Source organism: Phenylobacterium sp., from assembly GCF_041913825.1.
GTDB lineage: Bacteria > Pseudomonadota > Alphaproteobacteria > Caulobacterales > Caulobacteraceae > Phenylobacterium.
This window is the reverse complement of record NZ_JAYSEO010000021.1, coordinates 14660-31672: the sequence shown is the minus strand read 5'-3', so window position 1 is coordinate 31672 and position 17013 is coordinate 14660. Positions and strand designations below refer to the sequence as shown.

At 71.8% G+C, this 17013-nt stretch carries 20 protein-coding genes and 1 pseudogene; 14 read left to right on the top strand and 7 right to left on the bottom strand.

The features are described 5' to 3' along the window. Window positions 1–56: 56 nt before the first annotated feature. The gene (locus tag ACE3Q8_RS17060) at window positions 57–1145 is read right to left on the bottom strand and encodes a L,D-transpeptidase (RefSeq protein WP_374471494.1); all 1089 of its coding nucleotides are present in this window, start codon (window positions 1143–1145) and stop codon (window positions 57–59) included. Between the two features lie 30 nt (window positions 1146–1175). On the opposite strand from ACE3Q8_RS17060, the gene ACE3Q8_RS17055 reads away from it, so the two are divergent. Both ACE3Q8_RS17055 and ACE3Q8_RS17050 read left to right on the top strand, forming a co-directional pair. Next, window positions 1176–2111: a D-alanyl-D-alanine carboxypeptidase family protein gene (locus tag ACE3Q8_RS17055; RefSeq protein WP_374471493.1), complete on the top strand. Its 936-nt coding sequence runs from the start codon at window positions 1176–1178 to the stop codon at window positions 2109–2111. 17 nt (window positions 2112–2128) lie between these two features. Then, on the top strand, window positions 2129–2914 hold the full coding sequence (locus ACE3Q8_RS17050) for an alpha/beta fold hydrolase (RefSeq protein WP_374471492.1): 786 nt from the start codon (window positions 2129–2131) through the stop codon (window positions 2912–2914). A gap of 31 nt (window positions 2915–2945) precedes the next feature. On the opposite strand, the gene ACE3Q8_RS17045 is transcribed toward ACE3Q8_RS17050, so the two are convergent. Then, window positions 2946–3557 (bottom strand): glutathione S-transferase family protein, encoded by a 612-nt coding sequence (locus ACE3Q8_RS17045; protein WP_374471491.1) that lies wholly within the window; start codon window positions 3555–3557, stop codon window positions 2946–2948. Window positions 3558–3631: 74 nt separating this feature from the next. Between ACE3Q8_RS17045 and ACE3Q8_RS17040 the strand changes: the two genes are divergently transcribed. Then, window positions 3632–5272: an acyl-CoA dehydrogenase family protein gene (locus tag ACE3Q8_RS17040; RefSeq protein WP_374471490.1), complete on the top strand. Its 1641-nt coding sequence runs from the start codon at window positions 3632–3634 to the stop codon at window positions 5270–5272. A 2-nt stretch (window positions 5273–5274) separates the two neighbouring features. Here ACE3Q8_RS17040 and ACE3Q8_RS17035 read toward each other — a convergent pair whose 3' ends face one another. Together ACE3Q8_RS17035 and ACE3Q8_RS17030 are read right to left on the bottom strand one after the other, a co-directional pair. Beyond that, window positions 5275–5913: a TetR/AcrR family transcriptional regulator gene (locus ACE3Q8_RS17035; protein ID WP_374471489.1), complete on the bottom strand. Its 639-nt coding sequence runs from the start codon at window positions 5911–5913 to the stop codon at window positions 5275–5277. 28 nt (window positions 5914–5941) lie between these two features. Then, window positions 5942–6592: a TetR/AcrR family transcriptional regulator gene (locus ACE3Q8_RS17030; RefSeq protein WP_374471488.1), complete on the bottom strand. Its 651-nt coding sequence runs from the start codon at window positions 6590–6592 to the stop codon at window positions 5942–5944. 431 nt (window positions 6593–7023) lie between these two features. Here ACE3Q8_RS17030 and ACE3Q8_RS17025 point away from each other — a divergent pair, with 431 nt between their 5' ends. Together ACE3Q8_RS17025 and ACE3Q8_RS17020 are read left to right on the top strand one after the other, a co-directional pair. Beyond that, entirely contained in the window at window positions 7024–7221 is a 198-nt protein-coding gene (locus tag ACE3Q8_RS17025; RefSeq protein ID WP_374471487.1) for a twin transmembrane helix small protein, read from the top strand. Window positions 7222–7232: 11 nt separating this feature from the next. Further along, window positions 7233–7802: a cob(I)yrinic acid a,c-diamide adenosyltransferase gene (locus ACE3Q8_RS17020; RefSeq protein ID WP_374471545.1), complete on the top strand. Its 570-nt coding sequence runs from the start codon at window positions 7233–7235 to the stop codon at window positions 7800–7802. Window positions 7803–7809: 7 nt separating this feature from the next. On the opposite strand, the gene ACE3Q8_RS17015 is transcribed toward ACE3Q8_RS17020, so the two are convergent. Further along, window positions 7810–8088: a hypothetical protein gene (locus tag ACE3Q8_RS17015; RefSeq protein WP_374471486.1), complete on the bottom strand. Its 279-nt coding sequence runs from the start codon at window positions 8086–8088 to the stop codon at window positions 7810–7812. Window positions 8089–8239: 151 nt separating this feature from the next. On the opposite strand from ACE3Q8_RS17015, the gene ACE3Q8_RS17010 reads away from it, so the two are divergent. The 3 genes from ACE3Q8_RS17010 to ACE3Q8_RS17000 all read left to right on the top strand — a co-directional run bounded on the left by ACE3Q8_RS17010 (window position 8240) and on the right by ACE3Q8_RS17000 (window position 10598). Beyond that, window positions 8240–8992 carry an electron transfer flavoprotein subunit beta/FixA family protein gene (locus tag ACE3Q8_RS17010; RefSeq protein WP_374471485.1) on the top strand — a complete coding sequence of 251 codons (753 nt, stop codon included), beginning with the start codon at window positions 8240–8242 and terminating at the stop codon, window positions 8990–8992. Next, window positions 8992–9936 (top strand): electron transfer flavoprotein subunit alpha/FixB family protein, encoded by a 945-nt coding sequence (locus ACE3Q8_RS17005; RefSeq protein ID WP_374471484.1) that lies wholly within the window; start codon window positions 8992–8994, stop codon window positions 9934–9936. The genes ACE3Q8_RS17010 and ACE3Q8_RS17005 overlap by 1 nt, the downstream gene beginning before the upstream one ends. A gap of 254 nt (window positions 9937–10190) precedes the next feature. Further along, window positions 10191–10598 (top strand): hypothetical protein, encoded by a 408-nt coding sequence (locus ACE3Q8_RS17000; protein ID WP_374471483.1) that lies wholly within the window; start codon window positions 10191–10193, stop codon window positions 10596–10598. 10 nt (window positions 10599–10608) lie between these two features. Here the strand turns inward: ACE3Q8_RS17000 and ACE3Q8_RS16995 are convergent, their stop codons facing one another. Beyond that, window positions 10609–11526, bottom strand: coding sequence for a sulfotransferase domain-containing protein (locus ACE3Q8_RS16995; protein WP_374471482.1), 918 nt, complete (start codon window positions 11524–11526; stop codon window positions 10609–10611). A gap of 352 nt (window positions 11527–11878) precedes the next feature. Then, window positions 11879–12337, bottom strand: a complete 459-nt coding sequence (locus tag ACE3Q8_RS16990) for a GFA family protein (protein ID WP_374471481.1) — start codon at window positions 12335–12337, stop codon at window positions 11879–11881. A 157-nt stretch (window positions 12338–12494) separates the two neighbouring features. On the opposite strand from ACE3Q8_RS16990, the pseudogene rplU reads away from it, so the two are divergent. The 6 genes and pseudogenes from rplU to proB all read left to right on the top strand — a co-directional run. Further along, a pseudogene (rplU, locus tag ACE3Q8_RS16985) lies at window positions 12495–13007 on the top strand (50S ribosomal protein L21); the annotation flags it as partial. 169 nt (window positions 13008–13176) lie between these two features. Beyond that, entirely contained in the window at window positions 13177–13452 is a 276-nt protein-coding gene (gene rpmA / locus ACE3Q8_RS16980) for a 50S ribosomal protein L27 (RefSeq protein ID WP_374471480.1), read from the top strand. A 133-nt stretch (window positions 13453–13585) separates the two neighbouring features. Continuing rightward, window positions 13586–14119, top strand: a complete 534-nt coding sequence (locus ACE3Q8_RS16975) for a GNAT family N-acetyltransferase (protein WP_374471479.1) — start codon at window positions 13586–13588, stop codon at window positions 14117–14119. 127 nt (window positions 14120–14246) lie between these two features. After that, the gene (locus tag ACE3Q8_RS16970; protein ID WP_374471478.1) at window positions 14247–14825 is read left to right on the top strand and encodes a biotin transporter BioY; all 579 of its coding nucleotides are present in this window, start codon (window positions 14247–14249) and stop codon (window positions 14823–14825) included. Next, window positions 14822–15880 (top strand): GTPase ObgE, encoded by a 1059-nt coding sequence (obgE, locus tag ACE3Q8_RS16965; RefSeq protein ID WP_374471477.1) that lies wholly within the window; start codon window positions 14822–14824, stop codon window positions 15878–15880. The genes ACE3Q8_RS16970 and obgE overlap by 4 nt, the downstream gene beginning before the upstream one ends. Beyond that, the gene (gene proB / locus ACE3Q8_RS16960) at window positions 15877–17007 is read left to right on the top strand and encodes a glutamate 5-kinase (RefSeq protein WP_374471476.1); all 1131 of its coding nucleotides are present in this window, start codon (window positions 15877–15879) and stop codon (window positions 17005–17007) included. Before obgE ends, proB begins: the two co-directional genes overlap by 4 nt. Window positions 17008–17013: the final 6 nt, after the last annotated feature.

The window sequence follows — 17013 nt, the reverse complement described above, 5'->3', positions numbered from 1 at the left end:
CGCCTATTTAGCGGCTCGCGGCCCGCCGCGCAGCGGCCTGCGACGCCGGAGCCGCGTCAGACCTTGGTGGGAGGCGCGGGCGCCTCGCCGACGAAGACCACCTTCGTGCCCTTGGTGACCGCGCTCGCCAGTTGCCGCACGTCCCAGTTGGTCAGCCGCACGCAGCCGTGGCTGGCCACCTTGCCGACCAGCACCGGGTCCGGCGCGCCATGGATGCCGTAGGTCTCCTTCGAGAGATCGATCCACACGGCGCCGACCGGATTGTTCGGCCCGGGCTTGATGGAGAGCTTGCCGGCCCGCTTGTCGCCGAAGTTCAGCTTCGAGGGGTCGTAGTTCCACACCGGGTCGAAGGCGACCGCCGTGACCTCCCACTGGCCGGCCGGTGTCGGCATCTCCTCCGAGCCGATCGTCGCCGGATAGGACGCCACCATCCGCCCGTCGGCGCCGTAGGCGCGGACCTGCCGCTGGGCCTTGTCCACCTGCACCAGGGTGACCTGCGCCGGCAGGGTCTCGGGCCCTGGCGCGGCCACCACGATGGTCGTCCCCGCCCGGCCGAAGTCGGCCCCCGGGTTCAGCGCCGCCAGCAGGGTCTCGTCCATGTGGAACTTCTCGGCCAGGAGTTCGCGCGGGCTCGTGTAGGCGAGCCGCTCGAGCCTCGCCATGTCCCTGTAGTCCTTGGGGATCTTCTCGACGAAGGGTCCCTTCGCGTCCTCGTCGGTGATCACGTAGTCGGTCATTACCGGGCCTGCGTCGACGCTGAGCCGACGAAACACCTCGGCGTCCAGCTTGCCGTCGGCCGGCAGGCCGTTGGCCTGCTCGTAGTGCAGCACCGCGTCCTTCAGGTTGTCGCCGTCCTGGCCGTCGATCACCCCCGGCGAGAACCGCGCCCGCGACAGCAGCACCTGGGTGCGGATCAGGAGCTGGCGGAGCTGTTCCGGCGTCAGCGCCTGGCCCCACACCGCCTTGTCGATCGCCTGGCCCACGGGCGAGGTCGAGGCCGCGACCGGCGGCGGCACGGCCAGGGGAGCCGGGTGCACGTCCGGGGCGGGAACCTCCGCCTGTCGGGTCCCGCCCGGCGCCGGCTCGTTGCAGGCCGTCACGGCGAGGGCGGCGGCCGTCGCCAGGGCGGCCTTGCGGAAACTCATCTTGGACCTCTGCCGCAGGATGCGCATTTGATGCGCGTGAGGTTGAAGCCGTCAGACGTTCTGAAGTTCCTGGGCGCGCTCGCCGCCGCCGCGGTGCTGCTCGTCCTGCTGGTCGTGCGCGTCACCACCGGCAAGGGACCCGAACCGCCGGTCCGGCCCGCGCCCCCGCCCGTCGTGGCCACGGCGCCGCCGCCCGCCGGCCCCGATTGCCACTCGGCGCGCGGCTGGGACCGCGCGGCGCGGCTGAACGCCGCCAGCCTCAGGACCCTTCAATGGGCGCCCTTCGGCCGGCCCGAGCGCGGGTGGGAGATCTACCTGCCGATGATCCAGCAGACGATCGGCGCCGATTGCCCGCCCGACACGCCGGGCTTCGCCGCCGCCTTCGCCGCCTGGCAGGGCGACGCGCGGCTGTTCCCCAACGGAGTGATGAGCCCCGAGGCCTTCCAGCACATGAAGGGGGCGGCCCAGGAGCGGCGGGTGTTCGTCCGCCTCGCCTCCCAGGGCGTCTGCCCGCGGCCGGCCAACGAGGCGCGCCTCACCGCCGCCCGGCCCGGCGAAGGCTACGCCGGCAAGCAGGTGCAGCTTCGGCAGGGCGCCTTCGCCGCCTATCGGGCCATGGTCGAGGCGGCCAAGGCGGAGTCGCCCGAGATCGCCGCGGACCCGCGCAACCTGACCATCTTCTCGGCCTACCGCAGCCCGGCGTACGACGCGGCCCGCTGCGCACGGGACGGCAACTGCAACGGCGTGGTGCGCGCCCGCTGCTCCCCCCACCGCACCGGCCTCGCCATGGACCTCTATGTGGGCCAGGCGCCCGGCTACGGCCCGGATTCCACCGCCGATCCAAACCGGCTCTACATGACCCGGACGCCCACCTACCGCTGGCTGATGGCCAACGCCCACCGGTTCGGCTTCGTGAACTACCCCTTCGAGCCCTGGCACTGGGAGTGGACCGGCGAGACGCCCTAGGGCTACCGTCCCGCCCCATGGCCACCTTCACCACCCCCGACGGCGTCACCCTCGCCTACGACGACATCCAGCCGGCGGGCCGCGAGCCCGAGCGCACCATCCTGCTGCTGCACGGCTACACCTCGAACCGCAGCGAGGGCTGGCGGCGGACGGGCTGGTACGGGGCGTTCGAGCGCCGCGGCCTGCGGGTGATCGCACTCGACCAGCGCGGCCACGGCGAGAGCGAGAAGCTCTACGAGCCCGAGGCCTACACCCGGGACAGGCTGGCCGGCGACGCCCTGGCGCTGATGGACCACCTGGGCGTCGGCCGCGTCGACCTGTTCGGCTACTCCATGGGCACGCGCACGGCCATCGAGGTCGCGATCCGCGCCCCGGAGCGGGTCTCGAACCTGATCCTCGGCGGCGTCGGCGGCCGGCTGCTGCAGCCTTCCACCGACCGCGGGAGCATCATGGCCGACGCCATGCTGGCCGAGGACCCGGCGAGCATCGCCCACCCCTTCCTGCGCAGCTTCCGCCAGTTCGCCGACGAGCAGGGCGAGGACCGCCGCGCGCTGGCGGCCTTCGTGCAGGCGCAGAATCCTCCGCTGGACCAGGACGCCATGGCCGCCCTGGCCATGCCGGTGCTGGTGGTGGCCGGACAACGGGACGAGGGCGCCGGCGATCCCGAAGGGCTCGCGCAGGTCTTCCCCTACGGCCGTGGGGTCAGCCTGCCCGGGTGCGACCACTTCTCGGCCATTCCCCATGGGCTGACCAAGGCCACCGTGTTCGACTTCCTGGACGGCCTGCTGGACGAGGACTTCTAGGCCGCCCCTGCGCCGCCGCGCGTACGGGCTGCTAGCCGAGCTCCTGCTGGGCCGCGCGCTGGTAGGCCGGCCGCGCCTGGCAGCGGCGGAACCAGGCGGACAGGTGTTCGAAGCGGTCGAGCCGGCCGAACAGCCCGGCCACCTGGGCCACGAAGCTCAGGTTGATGTCGGCGCCGGTGAAGTCGTCGCCCATCAGCCAGTAGCGGCCTTCCAGCGACTGGTCGATGTAGCCCAGGTGGTTGTCGAGCTCGCTGTCGATGCGCGGCTTCAGCGGCGCGCCGGCCTCGCCGATCCGGCTCACGTAGAGCTCCAGCATCAGCGGCAGCATGGCCGAGCCTTCCGCATAGTGCAGCCACTGCTGGTAGTCGTCGTAGGCCGGGCTATCGGACGGCGGGGCGAGTTGGCCGCCGCCATGCCGGCGGATCAGGTAGTCGATGATCGCGCCGCTCTCGTGGACCGTCCGGTCGTCATCGGTGATCACCGGGCTCTTGCCGAGCGGGTGCACCGCCTTCAGCTCCGGCGGCGCCAGGCGCGTGGTGGCGTCCCGGGCGTAGCGCTTGATCTCGTAGGGCAGCTCCAGCTCCTCCAGCAGCCACAGGATGCGCTGCGAGCGGGACTGGTTCAGGTGGTGGACGACGATCATGCGGGGTCTCCGGGCGATGCGGCCTAGAAGCCCCGCTTCCCTTACGCAACGCAAGCATCGCCTATAAGGGCGCGATGAGCCTCGTCCTGCCGAACCTCCCCGACCGCCTCGACCAGGCCGCCGCCGCGGCGCACTCCCTGGTCGCCGAGCTCAGGGCCGCGGTCGCCGCCCGCGTGCTGCGCGACGGCCGCCTGGACCGGGCGGCCCTCGACGCCGAGCAGCACGCCGCCCACGGGCTCGCGTGGGCCGCCGCCTATGCCGAGACGCTCCGCCAGACCGCCGCCTGGGCGCGCGACCTCGGCCCGCGCCTCGGCGAGGCCGAGGCCCTGCCGGGCCAGTTGCTCGCCTTCGAGTACCTGAGCCAGCTCGCCGGCGGCCTGCCCATGAACCAGGGCGAGCTGTTCCGGCCCGGCGACCTCGGCGTCGATCCCGGACGGCTGGCGCCCGCCCTCGAGGCCCTGCGGCCCGGCGCCTCCCAGGCCGTGAAGCTGCGCATCGTCGAGCTGCTGGACGAGGCCCGCGGCCGCCCCTCCCTCGAGGCCAGCGGCCTGGACGAGACGCTGGAGGCGATCCGCGACCAGTTCCACGCCTTCGCGGCGGAGAAGATCGCGCCGCACGCCCACGGCTGGCACCTGCGCGACGAGCTGATCCCGATCGAGCTCTACCGCGAGTTGGCGGACCTCGGGGTCTTCGGCCTCACCGCGCCCGAGGCCTGGGGCGGTTCAGGGCTCGGCAAGACGGCCATGTGCGTGGTTTCCGAGGCGCTGTCGCGCGCCTGGATCGGGACGGGTTCGCTGGGCACCCGGTCCGAGATCGCCGCCGAGCTGATCATCGCCCACGGCACGGAGGATCAGAAGGCCCGCTTCCTGCCGGGGATCTGCTCGGGCGAGATCATCCCGACCGCCGTCTTCACCGAGCCGGAGGCCGGCTCCGACCTCGGGTCGCTGCGGACCCGCGCCCTGCGCGACGGCGACGTCTGGCGGGTGACGGGCGCCAAGACCTGGATCACCCACGCCGCCCGCGCAGACCTGATGACCCTGCTGGTCCGCACCGACCCGGCTTCCCGGGACCACCGGGGCTTGTCCATGTTCCTGGCCGTGAAGCCGCGCGGGACCGAGGCTATGCCCTTCCCGGCCCCGGGCATGAGCGGCGGCGAGATCCGGGTGATCGGCTACCGGGGCATGAAGGAGTACGAGATCGGCTTCGACGGCTTCGAGGTCCCCCACGCCGACCTGCTCGGCGGCCACGAGGGGCAGGGCTTCGTGCAGCTGATGGCCACCTTCGAGAGCGCCCGCATCCAGACCGCCGCCCGGGCCATCGGGGTCGCCCAGAACGCGCTGGACCTGGCCGTCGACTATGCGCTCGCCCGCCGGCAGTTCGGCGGGCCGGTCGCGGCCTTCCCGCGGGTGGCCAACAAGCTCGCCATGATGGCCGCGGAGATCCTGGGGACGCGGCGGCTGGCGTGGTTCGCGGCGCGGGCCAAGGACGAGGGCCGGCGCTGCGACCTGGAGGCCGGGATGGCCAAGCTGGTCGCCGCCCGGGTCGCCTGGGCGGCCGCCGACAACGCGGTCCAGATCCACGGCGGCACGGGCTTCGCGCTCGAGAGCCCGGTCAGCCGCGTGCTGGCCGACGCGCGCATCCTCAACATCTTCGAAGGGGCCGGCGAGATCCAGGCCCAGGTGATCGCGCGCCGCCTGCTCGAGGGCGGCAACTGACCTCAGCGCGGGCGGAAGCCGTCCGCGATCAGCCCGATCTGGCGGTCCATCACCGCCGTCAGTTCGTGGGCGTTGGCGTTGGTGCGCACCACCAGCCGGTAGGTCCAGGCGTAGGCCGCCATCAGCAGGTCGATGATCTCCTGCAGGTCGCTCGCCGGATCGACGTCGCCATCCTCGACGCCCTTCTGCAGGCACTCGCGGATGATGTCCTGCAGCCGGAGCGTGGTGCCGTAGGGCCGGGCGGTCGGCGGCAGGGTCCAGTCGTAGGCGGCGGCGATGTGGGCCAGGAACTGCCGGCGACGCTGCGCCTCGAAGGCGTAGTGGATGGCGAACATCGAGCGCAGCCGGTCGGCCGTGCAGCCGCGCAGGTGCGGCATCACCCGGTCGAGCTCCGCATAGAGCGGCTCCAGCCGGTCCTGCATCACCTGCGACAGGATCTCGCCCTTGGAGGCGAAGGTGGTGAACACCGAGCCCACCGAGACGCCCGCGCGGCGGGCGATCTCGCGGATCGTGGTGCCCTCGTAGCCCTGGGTCTCGAACAGGTCCCGGGCGGCGTTGAGGACGCGGTTGCGGGTGGCCTCCCGCTGGACCCGGCGGGCGCCTCCCAGCGCGCCCGCCGTTCCGATGGCGTCTGCCTTCATGCGAGAGCCCCCCCGGGCAGCTCAGATGTTAGCCGCGGCGCGCCCCGGCCAGCAGGATGCGGATCTGGTCGCGCGCACGCGCCTGAAGCGCATCCAGGCTCCAGCCGTGGAAGATCGCATGCGGGAAGTTGGATTGGTAGGTGTCGAACAGCATCTGGGTGCGCAGCTTCACCTCGGCCTCCTGGCCCAGCTCGCCACGCTCCACGGCGGCGTCGAGCTGCTCGGCGATCAGGTCCTGCAGGGCCTGCACCGGCGCGGCGTTGCGCAGCGCCGGGCCCTCGTCCTGGGACCAGGAGACGCTGAAGGCGGCGCGGGCCAGCGGCAGTTGCGACTTGTAGAAGGCGTAGCCGGCCATGAACATCTTCAGCAGGGCGTCTTCCACCGTGCGGCCGCGGCCGGCGGCTTCCCGCATGGCCTCGGTCAGCGCGGCCAGGTCCGCCATCATGATCTCGCGGAACAGGTCCGACTTGTCGGTGAAGTTGGCGAACACCGCGCCCGTCGACATGCCCGCCGCGGCGGCGATGTCGCGGATCGTGGCGCCTTCATAGCCCTGCTCGCTGAACAGCCGGCGCGCGGCGGCCAGCACCTTGGCCCGCGTCTGCTGCTTCGCGAGCGCCCGGCGCGTCGGCATCTTCACCTTGGTTTCGGCGGCGGGCTGGAGGGGAGAAACGTGCTTCATATCCTGACCTTCTGGGAGCGCGGGGAGGCGCTCGTTTCGATTGACTGCTCTTCTCTCGGTGATGGCGCGGCCCCCGGTGGTCTGGAGCGCCGCAGCGTGGCCGCCATCCGGCCTGGCCGTCCCTCGACTCCCGGCGTCACGTCCCGCGCGGGAAAACCAGTTAGTTGAACGCGTTCAGTATTGCCGTTCGACGATCGGGGATAGCGCTCACAACCCTGACTGGAAAATTTGTGGGCCTCGGCGACCGAAGGTCGACTCGTAGGCCTATGATTATCTAATCCTCGATCAGTGTGGCTGATTTGCGACGCTTGCCGCGGAATGCGGATCGTTGAACATGATCAATCCACGCACAGTCAAGCTGCAATTTCACCGTTCGGCGTAAATCATCGTTCTCGATGGCGGAACAGGCGGGCGAGGCCTAAATTGGGGCCATGGACCTGTTCGACATCCTGATCCCCGCCGCCCTGATCGCGGTGGCCGTGGTGCTGGCGCTCGGCATCTTCGCCCTGTTCCGCGGCGGCGACTTCGGGCGCAGCTATTCCAACAAGCTGATGCGGCTTCGGGTGGTCATGCAGGCAGTCGCCATCGCGGTGCTGGTGAGCGCCGTCTGGTGGCGCGCCAACCACTGACGGCGGGCCAGGTGGTCACCCTCAACCGGATCTACACGCGCACGGGCGACGGCGGCCTGACGCGCCTGGCCAGCGGCGAGCAGGTCAGCAAGGCCGCGCTGCGCGTCGAGGCCTACGGCGCGGTGGACGAGACCAACGCCTGCCTCGGCATGGCGCGGCTGCACACCGCCTCGGCCGCCACGCTCGACGCCATGCTGGCCCGCGTGCAGAACGAGCTCTTCGACCTGGGCGCCGACCTCGCCACCCCGCCGGCCCGCGACGAGGCCGGCACCCTGCGCGTCACCGAGGGCCAGGTGGAACGGCTGGAGCGCGAGATCGACGAGCTCAATGGGCTCTTGCCGCCGCTGCAGTCCTTCGTCCTGCCCGGCGGCACGCCGGCCTCGGCCGCCCTGCACCTCGCCCGCACGGTCTGCCGCCGGGCCGAGCGCGAGGCGGTCCGTCTGACGGAGGCCGGCGAGCCGGTCCGCGGCCCGGCGCTGCGCTACCTCACCCGGCTGTCGGACTTCCTGTTCGTCGCCGCCCGCTTCGCCAACGACCGCGGGGCGGCCGAGGTCTTCTGGCAATCGGGCGCGACGCGCTGAGCGCGCCTTACTGCGCCGGCCGCGCGAGCGGGGCGGCGGGGGCGGGACGGCCGATGGCGGCGCGGGCCTCGGCCTCGGCCTGCTTGTCCTGGATCGTGCGGCCGGTGATGTCGGAGATCAGCACGGGGGTGGCGCAGACCCGCTCGTCCGGATCCCACCACTTCTTGGCTTCCGCGCACCGCTTGCCCGGGATCACCCAGCCCACCTGGTAGACGACCACGCCGACCGACAGGATGGCGAAGACGCCCAGGAAGATCAGCATCAGGCGGGGGATGGTGCGGTTCATGAGGATCGGTCTTTAAGCCTGCGTCCGGTCCCTGGCTAGCGGCCTCTCCCGACGGAATTGCGGCGCCTGCGAACACTTGCAAAGCCCGGCGGAACCGTTATGCCCCCTGGCGACCCCTCTTTTCCGCAATGCAAATTTTGAGGCGTAGGCCATGAAGGTATTGGTCACCGTCAAGCGGGTGATTGATTACAACGTCAAGGCGCGGGTGAAGCCGGACCAGTCCGGCGTCGACCTCGCCAATGTGAAGATGTCCATGAACCCCTTCGACGAGATCGCCGTCGAAGAGGCCGTGCGCCTGAAGGAGAAGGGCGCCGCCACCGAGGTGGTCGCCGTCTCCGTCGGGCCGACCCAGGCCCAGGAGACGCTGCGGACCGCGCTCGCCATGGGCGCCGACCGCGCCATCCTGGTCAACGCCAACGACGCCGACCTCGAGCCCCTGGCCGTGGCGAAGGTGCTCAAGGCGGTGATCGCCGAGGAGAACCCGGACCTGGTCATCATGGGCAAGCAGGCCATCGACGGCGACAACGCCGCCACCGGCCAGATGCTCGCCGCCCTGCTCGACTGGCCCCAGGCCACCTTCGCCAGCGCGGTCGAGGTCTCCGGCGGGTCCGTGAAGGTGACCCGTGAAGTCGACGGCGGCCTCCAGACCCTGGAAGCCACCCTGCCGGCCATCGTCACCGCCGACCTGCGCCTGAACGAGCCGCGCTACGCCAGCCTTCCCAACATCATGAAGGCCAAGAAGAAGCCGCTGGACGTGAAGGAGCTCGGTTCGCTGGGCGTCGACGTCAATCCGCGCCTCAAGGTGGCCAAGGTCACCGAGCCGCCGAAGCGCGCCGGCGGCGTGAAGGTCGAGAGCGCCGCCGACCTGGTCATGAAGCTGAAGAACGAAGCGGGGGTCCTCTAATGGCCGTTCTCGTCATCGCCGATCACGACAACGCGACGCTGCGCGACGCGACCCACAAGACGGTCACCGCCGCCCAGAAGCTGTCCTCCGACATCGACGTGCTGGTCGCCGGCCAGGGCGTCGGCGACGTGGCCAAGGCCGCGGCCGGCATCCAGGGCGTGCGCAAGGTCCTCGTGGCCGAGAGCGCCGAGCTGGGCCAGGGCCTGGCGGAGGCCTTCGACGCCCTCGTGGTTCCGCTCGCGGCGGGCTACGACGCGATCCTGACGCCGGCCACCTCGCAGGGCCGCAACGTCGCCCCGCGGATCGCCGCCAAGCTGGACGTGGCCCCGATCTCCGACGTGGTCGAGATCGTCGACGCCTCCACCTTCGTGCGCCCGATCTACGCCGGCAACGCGCTGGAGACCGTCAGCTCGTCCGACGCCAAGAAGGTCGTCACCGTCCGCCCGACCGTCTTCAAGGCGGCCGGCGAAGGCGGCTCGGCCGCGGTCGAGACGATCGCCGCACCGGCCGCGCCGGCCAAGGTGAAGTTCGTCGACCAGCAGATCGTGAAGTCGGCCCGCCCCGAACTCGGCGGCGCCAAGATCGTCGTCTCCGGCGGCCGCGCCCTGGGCTCGGCCGAGGAGTTCCAGGCCGTCATCGAGCCGCTCGCCGACAAGCTCGGCGCGGCGGTCGGCGCCTCGCGCGCCGCGGTGGATGCGGGCTACGCGCCGAACGACTACCAGGTCGGCCAGACCGGCAAGGTCGTGGCTCCGGAGCTCTACGTGGCCGTCGGCATCTCCGGCGCCATCCAGCACCTGGCCGGCATGAAGGACTCCAAGGTGATCGTCGCGATCAACAAGGACCCCGACGCCCCGATCTTCCAGGTCGCCGACTACGGCCTCGTCGCCGACTACAAGTCCGCCGTCCCCGAGCTGATGACCGAGCTCGGCAAGGTCGGGAAGTGACCGCCTAGCGGATCCGCCCGCACGGGTGAGAAGGGCGGCTCCCGCAGGGGAGCCGCCCTTTTTCTTCATCTCGTCTCGCCCGGCGAAGCCGAGCGGGAGAGTCGGCGAGAGGGGTGGCCGAAACCGTCCCTGGCCCGGAGGCGAACCCGAGGGCCCTCGACCGTTCTGCGTGGATCCGCCCCGACGAACCGCCCCTCACCCTGCCCTCTTGCCCGCACTTCGTGTCGGGTGAGAGGAGATGCTACCGTGCCCGGATGCTCCGCCGCGCCCTCCTCGCCGCCCTGCTCGCCCTCGCCGCCTGCGCCGCGCCGCCCGCCGCCGGGCCCACGACGCCGACCCGGGCCCGCCCGGCGCCGCCCGGCGGCCCGCACCCGGTCCAGCCGAGCCCGGTGGCCAGCGCCGACCCCGCCGCCTGCGCGGCCAAGGGCGGGACCGTCCGTCCGGTCTGCCGCCTGCAACGGCCGATGTGCGTCATTCCCTTCGCCGACGCCGGCAGGGCCTGCACCGACGGCGACCAGTGCCAGGGCGACTGCCGCACCGAGGGCCCCAAGCCCGACGCCACGGGCCCGGTCACCGGCCGCTGCCAGGCCGACACCGACCCCTGCGGCTGCTGGTCCAACGTCGAGGACGGCCAGCTCGTGGGCGGCCTCTGCGTCGACTGACGGCGGGGGCTCAGGCGGCCTTCGCGGCCAGGTCCTCGCCGGTGGCCAGCCAGTGGGCGCACTCCGCGCCCAGCCTGAGCTGCGCCATGCGTTCGTAGTCGAGGCTGTCGCGGACGGTCAGCACGTCGCGCCAGCGGCCGTTGACGCCCTTGTTCACGAAGGTGGCGCCGCCGCCCTCCCAGACCGCCCCGCCCAACGGCGCGACCTTCTCGGCGTTGGCCTTCATCCACTCGAAGGTGCAGTGCTCGATCATCCGCGGCCACGCCGCGGCCGGCACGTCGATCTCCAGGAAGTCGGCGATGGCGGCCATCTCCCCGGCCAGGTCGCGCTTCAGGTGCTCGAAGTGCACCAGCCGCACATTGGGCAGGTCGCGCACCGCCCACCAGCTCGCGATGTTCTCCCAGAACGACCAGAACGGCGCGCCGTCCTCGTCCAGCCAGGTGCGGAAATAGCGCCGCGGATCCGGATCGGCCGGCGGCAGCTCCGGCCCCACCCGGCCCGGCGTGCCGTTCAGCAGCTCGAACGCCAGCGGCAGGAAGTTGGCGTGATGGTTCCACATGCTCATCATCACGTCGCGGCCGTCGCGCACCACGTAGAGGTACTTGGCCTTCGGCGACATCACGAGGGCGTCCACCGGCAGATGGGTCTTCAGCACCCGCCGGTGCGGCTGGGCCAGCACCGCGGCGCGGACCTCGGGCGGGATGACCCGCATGTCCCACCAGGGCGACAGCTCGGCGATCCGCACCTCCGGGTCGCCGCCGTGGATCAACTGCCCCACGATCTGCTGCGTCCAGGTGGTGCCGCTCTTGGCGTAGGTGCCGACGATCACGTCGTCGTCGCGGAACGGGAAGTCGTTCCAGGCGGTGGAGTCCATGTGGTGGTTCTGCAGCTCGCGCGTCTTGCGCGGCCAGGCGGGGGCCTGCGGCATCGCTCGTCATCCTCGTCGCGGGTTGGCGGGCAGGCGCCGCATCGGTCCTCGGGGCGTGGGCGCGTCCGAACGGCGTCGGGTCGACCCGCGGCGTCCGCCCCGGCCGGCCCTGCACCTTCGTGTTGACGCTGGAACGCCCTGAGGTCGGCGCCGCGCCGCCCGCAGGAGCCGCGGTTCTGCGCCGCGACGACTGCCCCCGCCGTGACCCCGGTCACGGGCGCCGCGACAATCTGGCGCCCCAGCTTTTCTTCGTGGTTTTCGCGCCTCGGGGCTTAGCCTTCCGGGATGGCCCAGTCCTGCCCCGGCCCTCGCCGCCCGGCTCTGCGCCCGGCGGGCCGCCCGCCCGCGGCCGCTAAGCCCCCGCCGACGCCCGGTACTCCGCCATCAGCGCCTGGTATTCCGCCATCTCCGGGAACCGCTCGAACGAGCGCACCGCCGGAACCGCCGCCCAGGGCAGCTTCTCGCAGGTGTAGGTCTCCATCCAGGGGGAGAACCAGGACGTGTCGTCCAGCATCGTCGCCCGCACGTTCACCACCCAGTCGGCCATGGGCGGGCGGGTGAACACCCAGCTCATGCAGAAGCCGCAGAAGTGGTGCGCCGGCGGCTCGCGCAGGCCCCCGATCACCGTCTCGCCCTCGGTGACCGCGAAGTCCGACGCCGCCACCATCACCGACAGCGAATAGGCGCTCGCCGTCATCCGCTGGCAGCCGGCGCAGTGGCAGGCCGACGTCATCATCGGGACGCCGGAGATCCGGAACCGCACCCGCCCGCACCGGCACCCGCCGTCCAGGGGCAGTTTGGGTTGGCTCATCGCGTCCTCCTCCCGCCGCTTGGCAAGGGCGGCAAATCATGGCTCCCCCGCGTTGACTCTGCGCCGCCCTTGCGTATAAGTCCGCCCCTCTCGCCCGCGGGGTTCCTGCGGGCGCATTCCGTTTTGCACACACTATAAGTACGAAGGCGCGCGAACGATGTACGCGGTGATCAAGACCGGCGGCAAGCAGTACCGGGTCCAGCCCGGCGACGTGCTGGTCGTGGAGAAGCTCGACGGCGAGCCCGGCGCGAACGTGTCGTTCGGCGACGTCCTGATGCTGGGCGACGGCGACGCGGTGACCCTGGGCGCCCCGACCGTGGCCGGCGCCTCCGTGGCCGCCACCCTGATCGAGACCCGCAAGGGCGAGAAGGTGAAGATCTTCAAGAAGATCCGCCGCCAGGGCTACCGCCGCACCAAGGGCCACCGCCAGCTCGAGAGCGTGCTCCGCGTCACCGCCATCAACGGCGAGGGCGGCAAGGAAGCGGCCAAGTGGGACGGCGAAGTGAAGCTGACCACCAAGGCCGAGCTGAACGCCCGCTCGCGCAACCTGGCCTTCGTGGCTCCGGCCGCCGTGGCCGCCGCCGCGCCGGCCGCGGAAGCCGCTCCGGCTCCGGCCAAGAAGGCCGCGCCGAAGAAGGCCGCCGCGCCGAAGGCCGAAGAGGTCGTCGCCGATCCGGCGGTGCAGGAAGCCATGGCCAGCGCCGAGGTGAACGCGCCGGTCGAGGCCGACGCCGAAGCCAAGCCCGCCAAGAAGCCGGCCGCCAAGAAGGCCGCCAAGAAGGACGAAGGCGCCGCCGAGTAATCGGAACGGGCAGCCTCTAGAGAGTTAGGAGAGCACAATGGCTCACAAAAAATCGGGCGGCTCCTCGCGCAACGGGCGCGACTCCGCCGGTCAGCGTCTCGGCGTAAAGAAGTTCGGCGGCGAAGCTGTGCTCGCCGGCAACATCATCGTGCGCCAGCGCGGCACCAAGTTCTGGCCGGGCGACAACGTGGGCATGGGCAAGGACCATACCCTCTTCGCCATGGCGAACGGCGCCGTGAAATTCGTGACCAAGCGCGACGACCGCACCTACGTGACGGTGGTCCCGGCGACCGAGGTGATTGCGGCCGAATAGGCGGAACCACCTCTCTCCGGTTCCGCCCTCTCCAAGACAGGCGGACCGGACAGACGAACCAAGCGGGGAGTCCGGTCAGCCGGGCTCCCCGCTTTCGTTTTGGGCCCCAGCAAAGTGGGCCGGGAGGTAAGACATGTGCGCCATCGAAGTGACCCCCGTCGTCTCGACGGAACGGCTCGTGCTCCGCGGGCCGGTGCGGACCGACGCCGACGCCATCGTGCGACTGGCCTCGGACATCAACGTGGCCGCCATGACCGCCCGCCTGCCGCACCCCTACATCGAACAGGACGCCGAGGCGTGGCTCGACCGCTGCCTGGTGCAGGACTGGGGCCGCAACGCCACCTTCGTCATCGAGCACCACAGCTTCGGCCCCGTGGGCGTGCTGGGCCTCGAGAACGGGGGCAACGGCCGCGCCCAGATCGGCTTCTGGCTGGGCCGTCCCTTCTGGAACCGCGGCTACGCCACCGAGGCGGTGCGCGGGGCGCTGAAGTGGGTCCGGCGCGACTGGCGCCGTAACGTCGTCGAGGCCGGCCACTTCGCCGACAACCCGGCCTCCGGCCAGGTGCTCTGCAAGGCGGGCTTCCTCTACACCGGCGACGTCGTCCTGCAGGACTGCGCCGCCCGGGGCGGGCAGGTCCCCGCCCGCCGTATGGTGTGGCTGGCCTAGGCGCAGGAACCACGGACGACACGGACAGGGCCGGGCCGCCGGCCTCCGTGTATTCCGTGGTTCCGCCTTCTTTCGCGGGTTTCGTGGCTTTCGTGGTTCCTTCCCTTTTCGTGGTATCGCCCAGGCCATGACCGTCGCCCCGGACCAAGACCCGCTGGTGCACCGGCCGCCGCTCGCCCGGTTGGTGGCGCGCCACGCCGTCTGGCGCGTGCCCGTGGTGCTGGCCGGGGCCGGAATCCTGGCGCTCGCCTCGCAGGTCTCGATCCCGATCGGCCCGGCGCCGCTCACCCTGCAGACCCTGGCCGTCTTCACCCTGGCGGGCCTCTCGGGCATGCGGCTGTCGTTCCAGATGGTGCTGGCCTGGTTGGTGTTCGCCGCCGCGGGCCTGCCGGTGCTGGCCGGTGGCGAGGGCGGGCCTGAGGCCCTGATGGGCCAGACCGCCGGCTTCATCCTGGGCATGCTGTTCGCCGCTCCGCTCACCGGCCGCACGGCCGAGCGCACCCAGGAGTGGCCGAGGCTTGCCGGCGCCTTCCTGCTGGGCCATCTGCTGATCCTGGCGCTTGGCTGGGCGTGGCTCGCCACCCTGGCCGGCGTCGGCCGCGCCTTCATGCAGGGGGTGCTGCCGTTCGTCCCCGGCGCCCTCGTCAAATCCCTCCTGGCGGCGCTGATCGTGCACGCCGTCCGCCGCAGAGTCTCCGCCCGATGAAGTTCCTCGACCAGGTGAAGGTCTACATCCGCTCCGGTAACGGGGGCGGCGGCGCCGTCTCCTTCCGGCGCGAGAAGTACATCGAGTACGGCGGCCCGGACGGCGGGGACGGCGGCAAGGGCGGCGACGTCTGGATCGAGGCGGTGGAGGGGCTGAACACCCTCATCGACTACCGCTACCAGCAGCACTTCAAGGCCGAGACCGGCGGCCACGGCATGGGCCGCAACCGCCACGGCGCGGCCGGCGCGGACGTGGTCCTGAAGGTGCCGGTCGGCACCCAGGTGCTCGGCGAGGACAAGGAGACCATCCTCTACGACCTCGACCAGCCGGGCATGCGCATCCGCCTGCTCAAGGGCGGCAACGGCGGGTTCGGCAACGCCTACTTCAAGGGCCCGATCAACCAGGCGCCGAAGCACGCCAACCCGGGCCAGGAGGGCGAGGAGCGGGCCATCTGGCTGCGGCTGAAGCTGATCGCCGACGTGGGCCTCGTGGGCCTGCCGAACGCCGGCAAGTCCACCTTCCTGGCCGCGGCCTCGGCCGCCAAGCCGAAGATCGCCGACTATCCCTTCACGACGCTCGCCCCCAACCTCGGCGTGGTCGACCTGTCGGCCGGCGAGCGGTTCGTGCTGGCCGACATCCCCGGGCTGATCGAGGGCGCCAGCGAAGGCGCCGGCATCGGCACCCGCTTCCTCGGCCACGTGGAGCGCACCGCCGTTCTGATCCACCTCGTGGACGGGACCCAGGAGGACGTGGGCCAGGCCTGGCGGATCGTCCGCCACGAGCTCGAGGCCTACGGCGAGGAACTGACCGACAAGCCCGAGATCCTGGCGCTCAACAAGATCGACGCGCTGTCCGAGGAGGAGCGGCAGGCCAAGGCCGCCGAGCTCGCGCAAGCCGCCGGCGTGCCGGTGCGCCTGGTCTCCGGCTTCACCGGGGAGAACGTCACCGAGCTGCTGCGGGAGGCCTGGGCGCTGGTCCGCCGTCGCCGCGGCGAGATCGTCGTCGACGAGGACGAGGAGACCGTTCAGGAGACGCCCGGGGGCTGGACGCCGTGAGCGAGCTGGCCCGCGCCCGCCGTGTGGTGATCAAGGTCGGCTCGGCCCTGCTGGTGGGCGAGGCCGGCGCCGACGCCCGCTGGCTGGGCGCCCTGGCCGCCGACGTGGCGCGCCTGCGCGAGCGCGGGCAGCAGGTGCTGATCGTGTCGTCGGGCGCCGTGGCGCTCGGCCGCCGCCGCCTCGCCCTGACCAAGCGCCCGCTCACCCTGCCCGAGAAGCAGGCCGCCGCCGCCGCCGGCCAATCCCTGCTGATGCGCGCCTGGGAGGAGGCTTTCGAGCCCCACGGCCTGGGTTGCGCCCAGGTCCTGATGACCCGCGACGACACCGAGGTCCGCCGCCGCTGGCTGAACGCCCGGGCCACCGTCGACACCCTCCTCCAGCTCGGCGTCATCCCGATCGTCAACGAGAACGACACCGTGGTGACCGAGGAGATCCGCGTCGGCGACAACGACCGGCTGTCCGCCCGCGTGGCGCAGATGGCCGGGGCCGACGTGCTGGTCCTGCTCTCCGACATCGATGGCCTCTACACCGCCGACCCCAGGCGCGATCCCTCGGCGACCCACATTCCCCGCCTGGCCCGTATCACCGCCGAGGTGGAGGCCATGGCCGGCGGCGCGAACGCCGACGCGGGCGTCGGCACCGGCGGGATGGCCACCAAGCTTGAGGCGGCGCGGATCGCCGCCGCCGCCGGCTGCGCCACCGTCATCACCCTCGGCCACCGGCCCTCCCCGCTCTGGGCTGTGGAGCACGGCGAGGCGGCCACCATCATCGAGCCCGCCACCACCCCGGCGGCCGCCTACAAGGCCTGGATCGCCGGCTCGCTCGCCCCGGCCGGCGCCCTGGTGGTCGACGAGGGCGCCGCCGCCGCCGTCCGCCGCGGCAAGAGTCTGCTCGCCGCCGGCCTCCGCCGCGTCGAAGGAACCTTCGACAAGGGCGATGCGGTGCTGATCCGCGACGAGGCGGGGCAGGAGATCGCCCGCGGCCTGGTGCGCTACGAGGCCGAGGACGCCCTGCGCATCTGCGGGCTGAAGAGCGAGGCCATCGAAGCGGTGCTGGGCTACACCTCCGGTCCGCTGGTGCACGCCAACGACCTGGCGCTGGCCCACCACGACGCCGCGTTGGCCTGAGGCGGC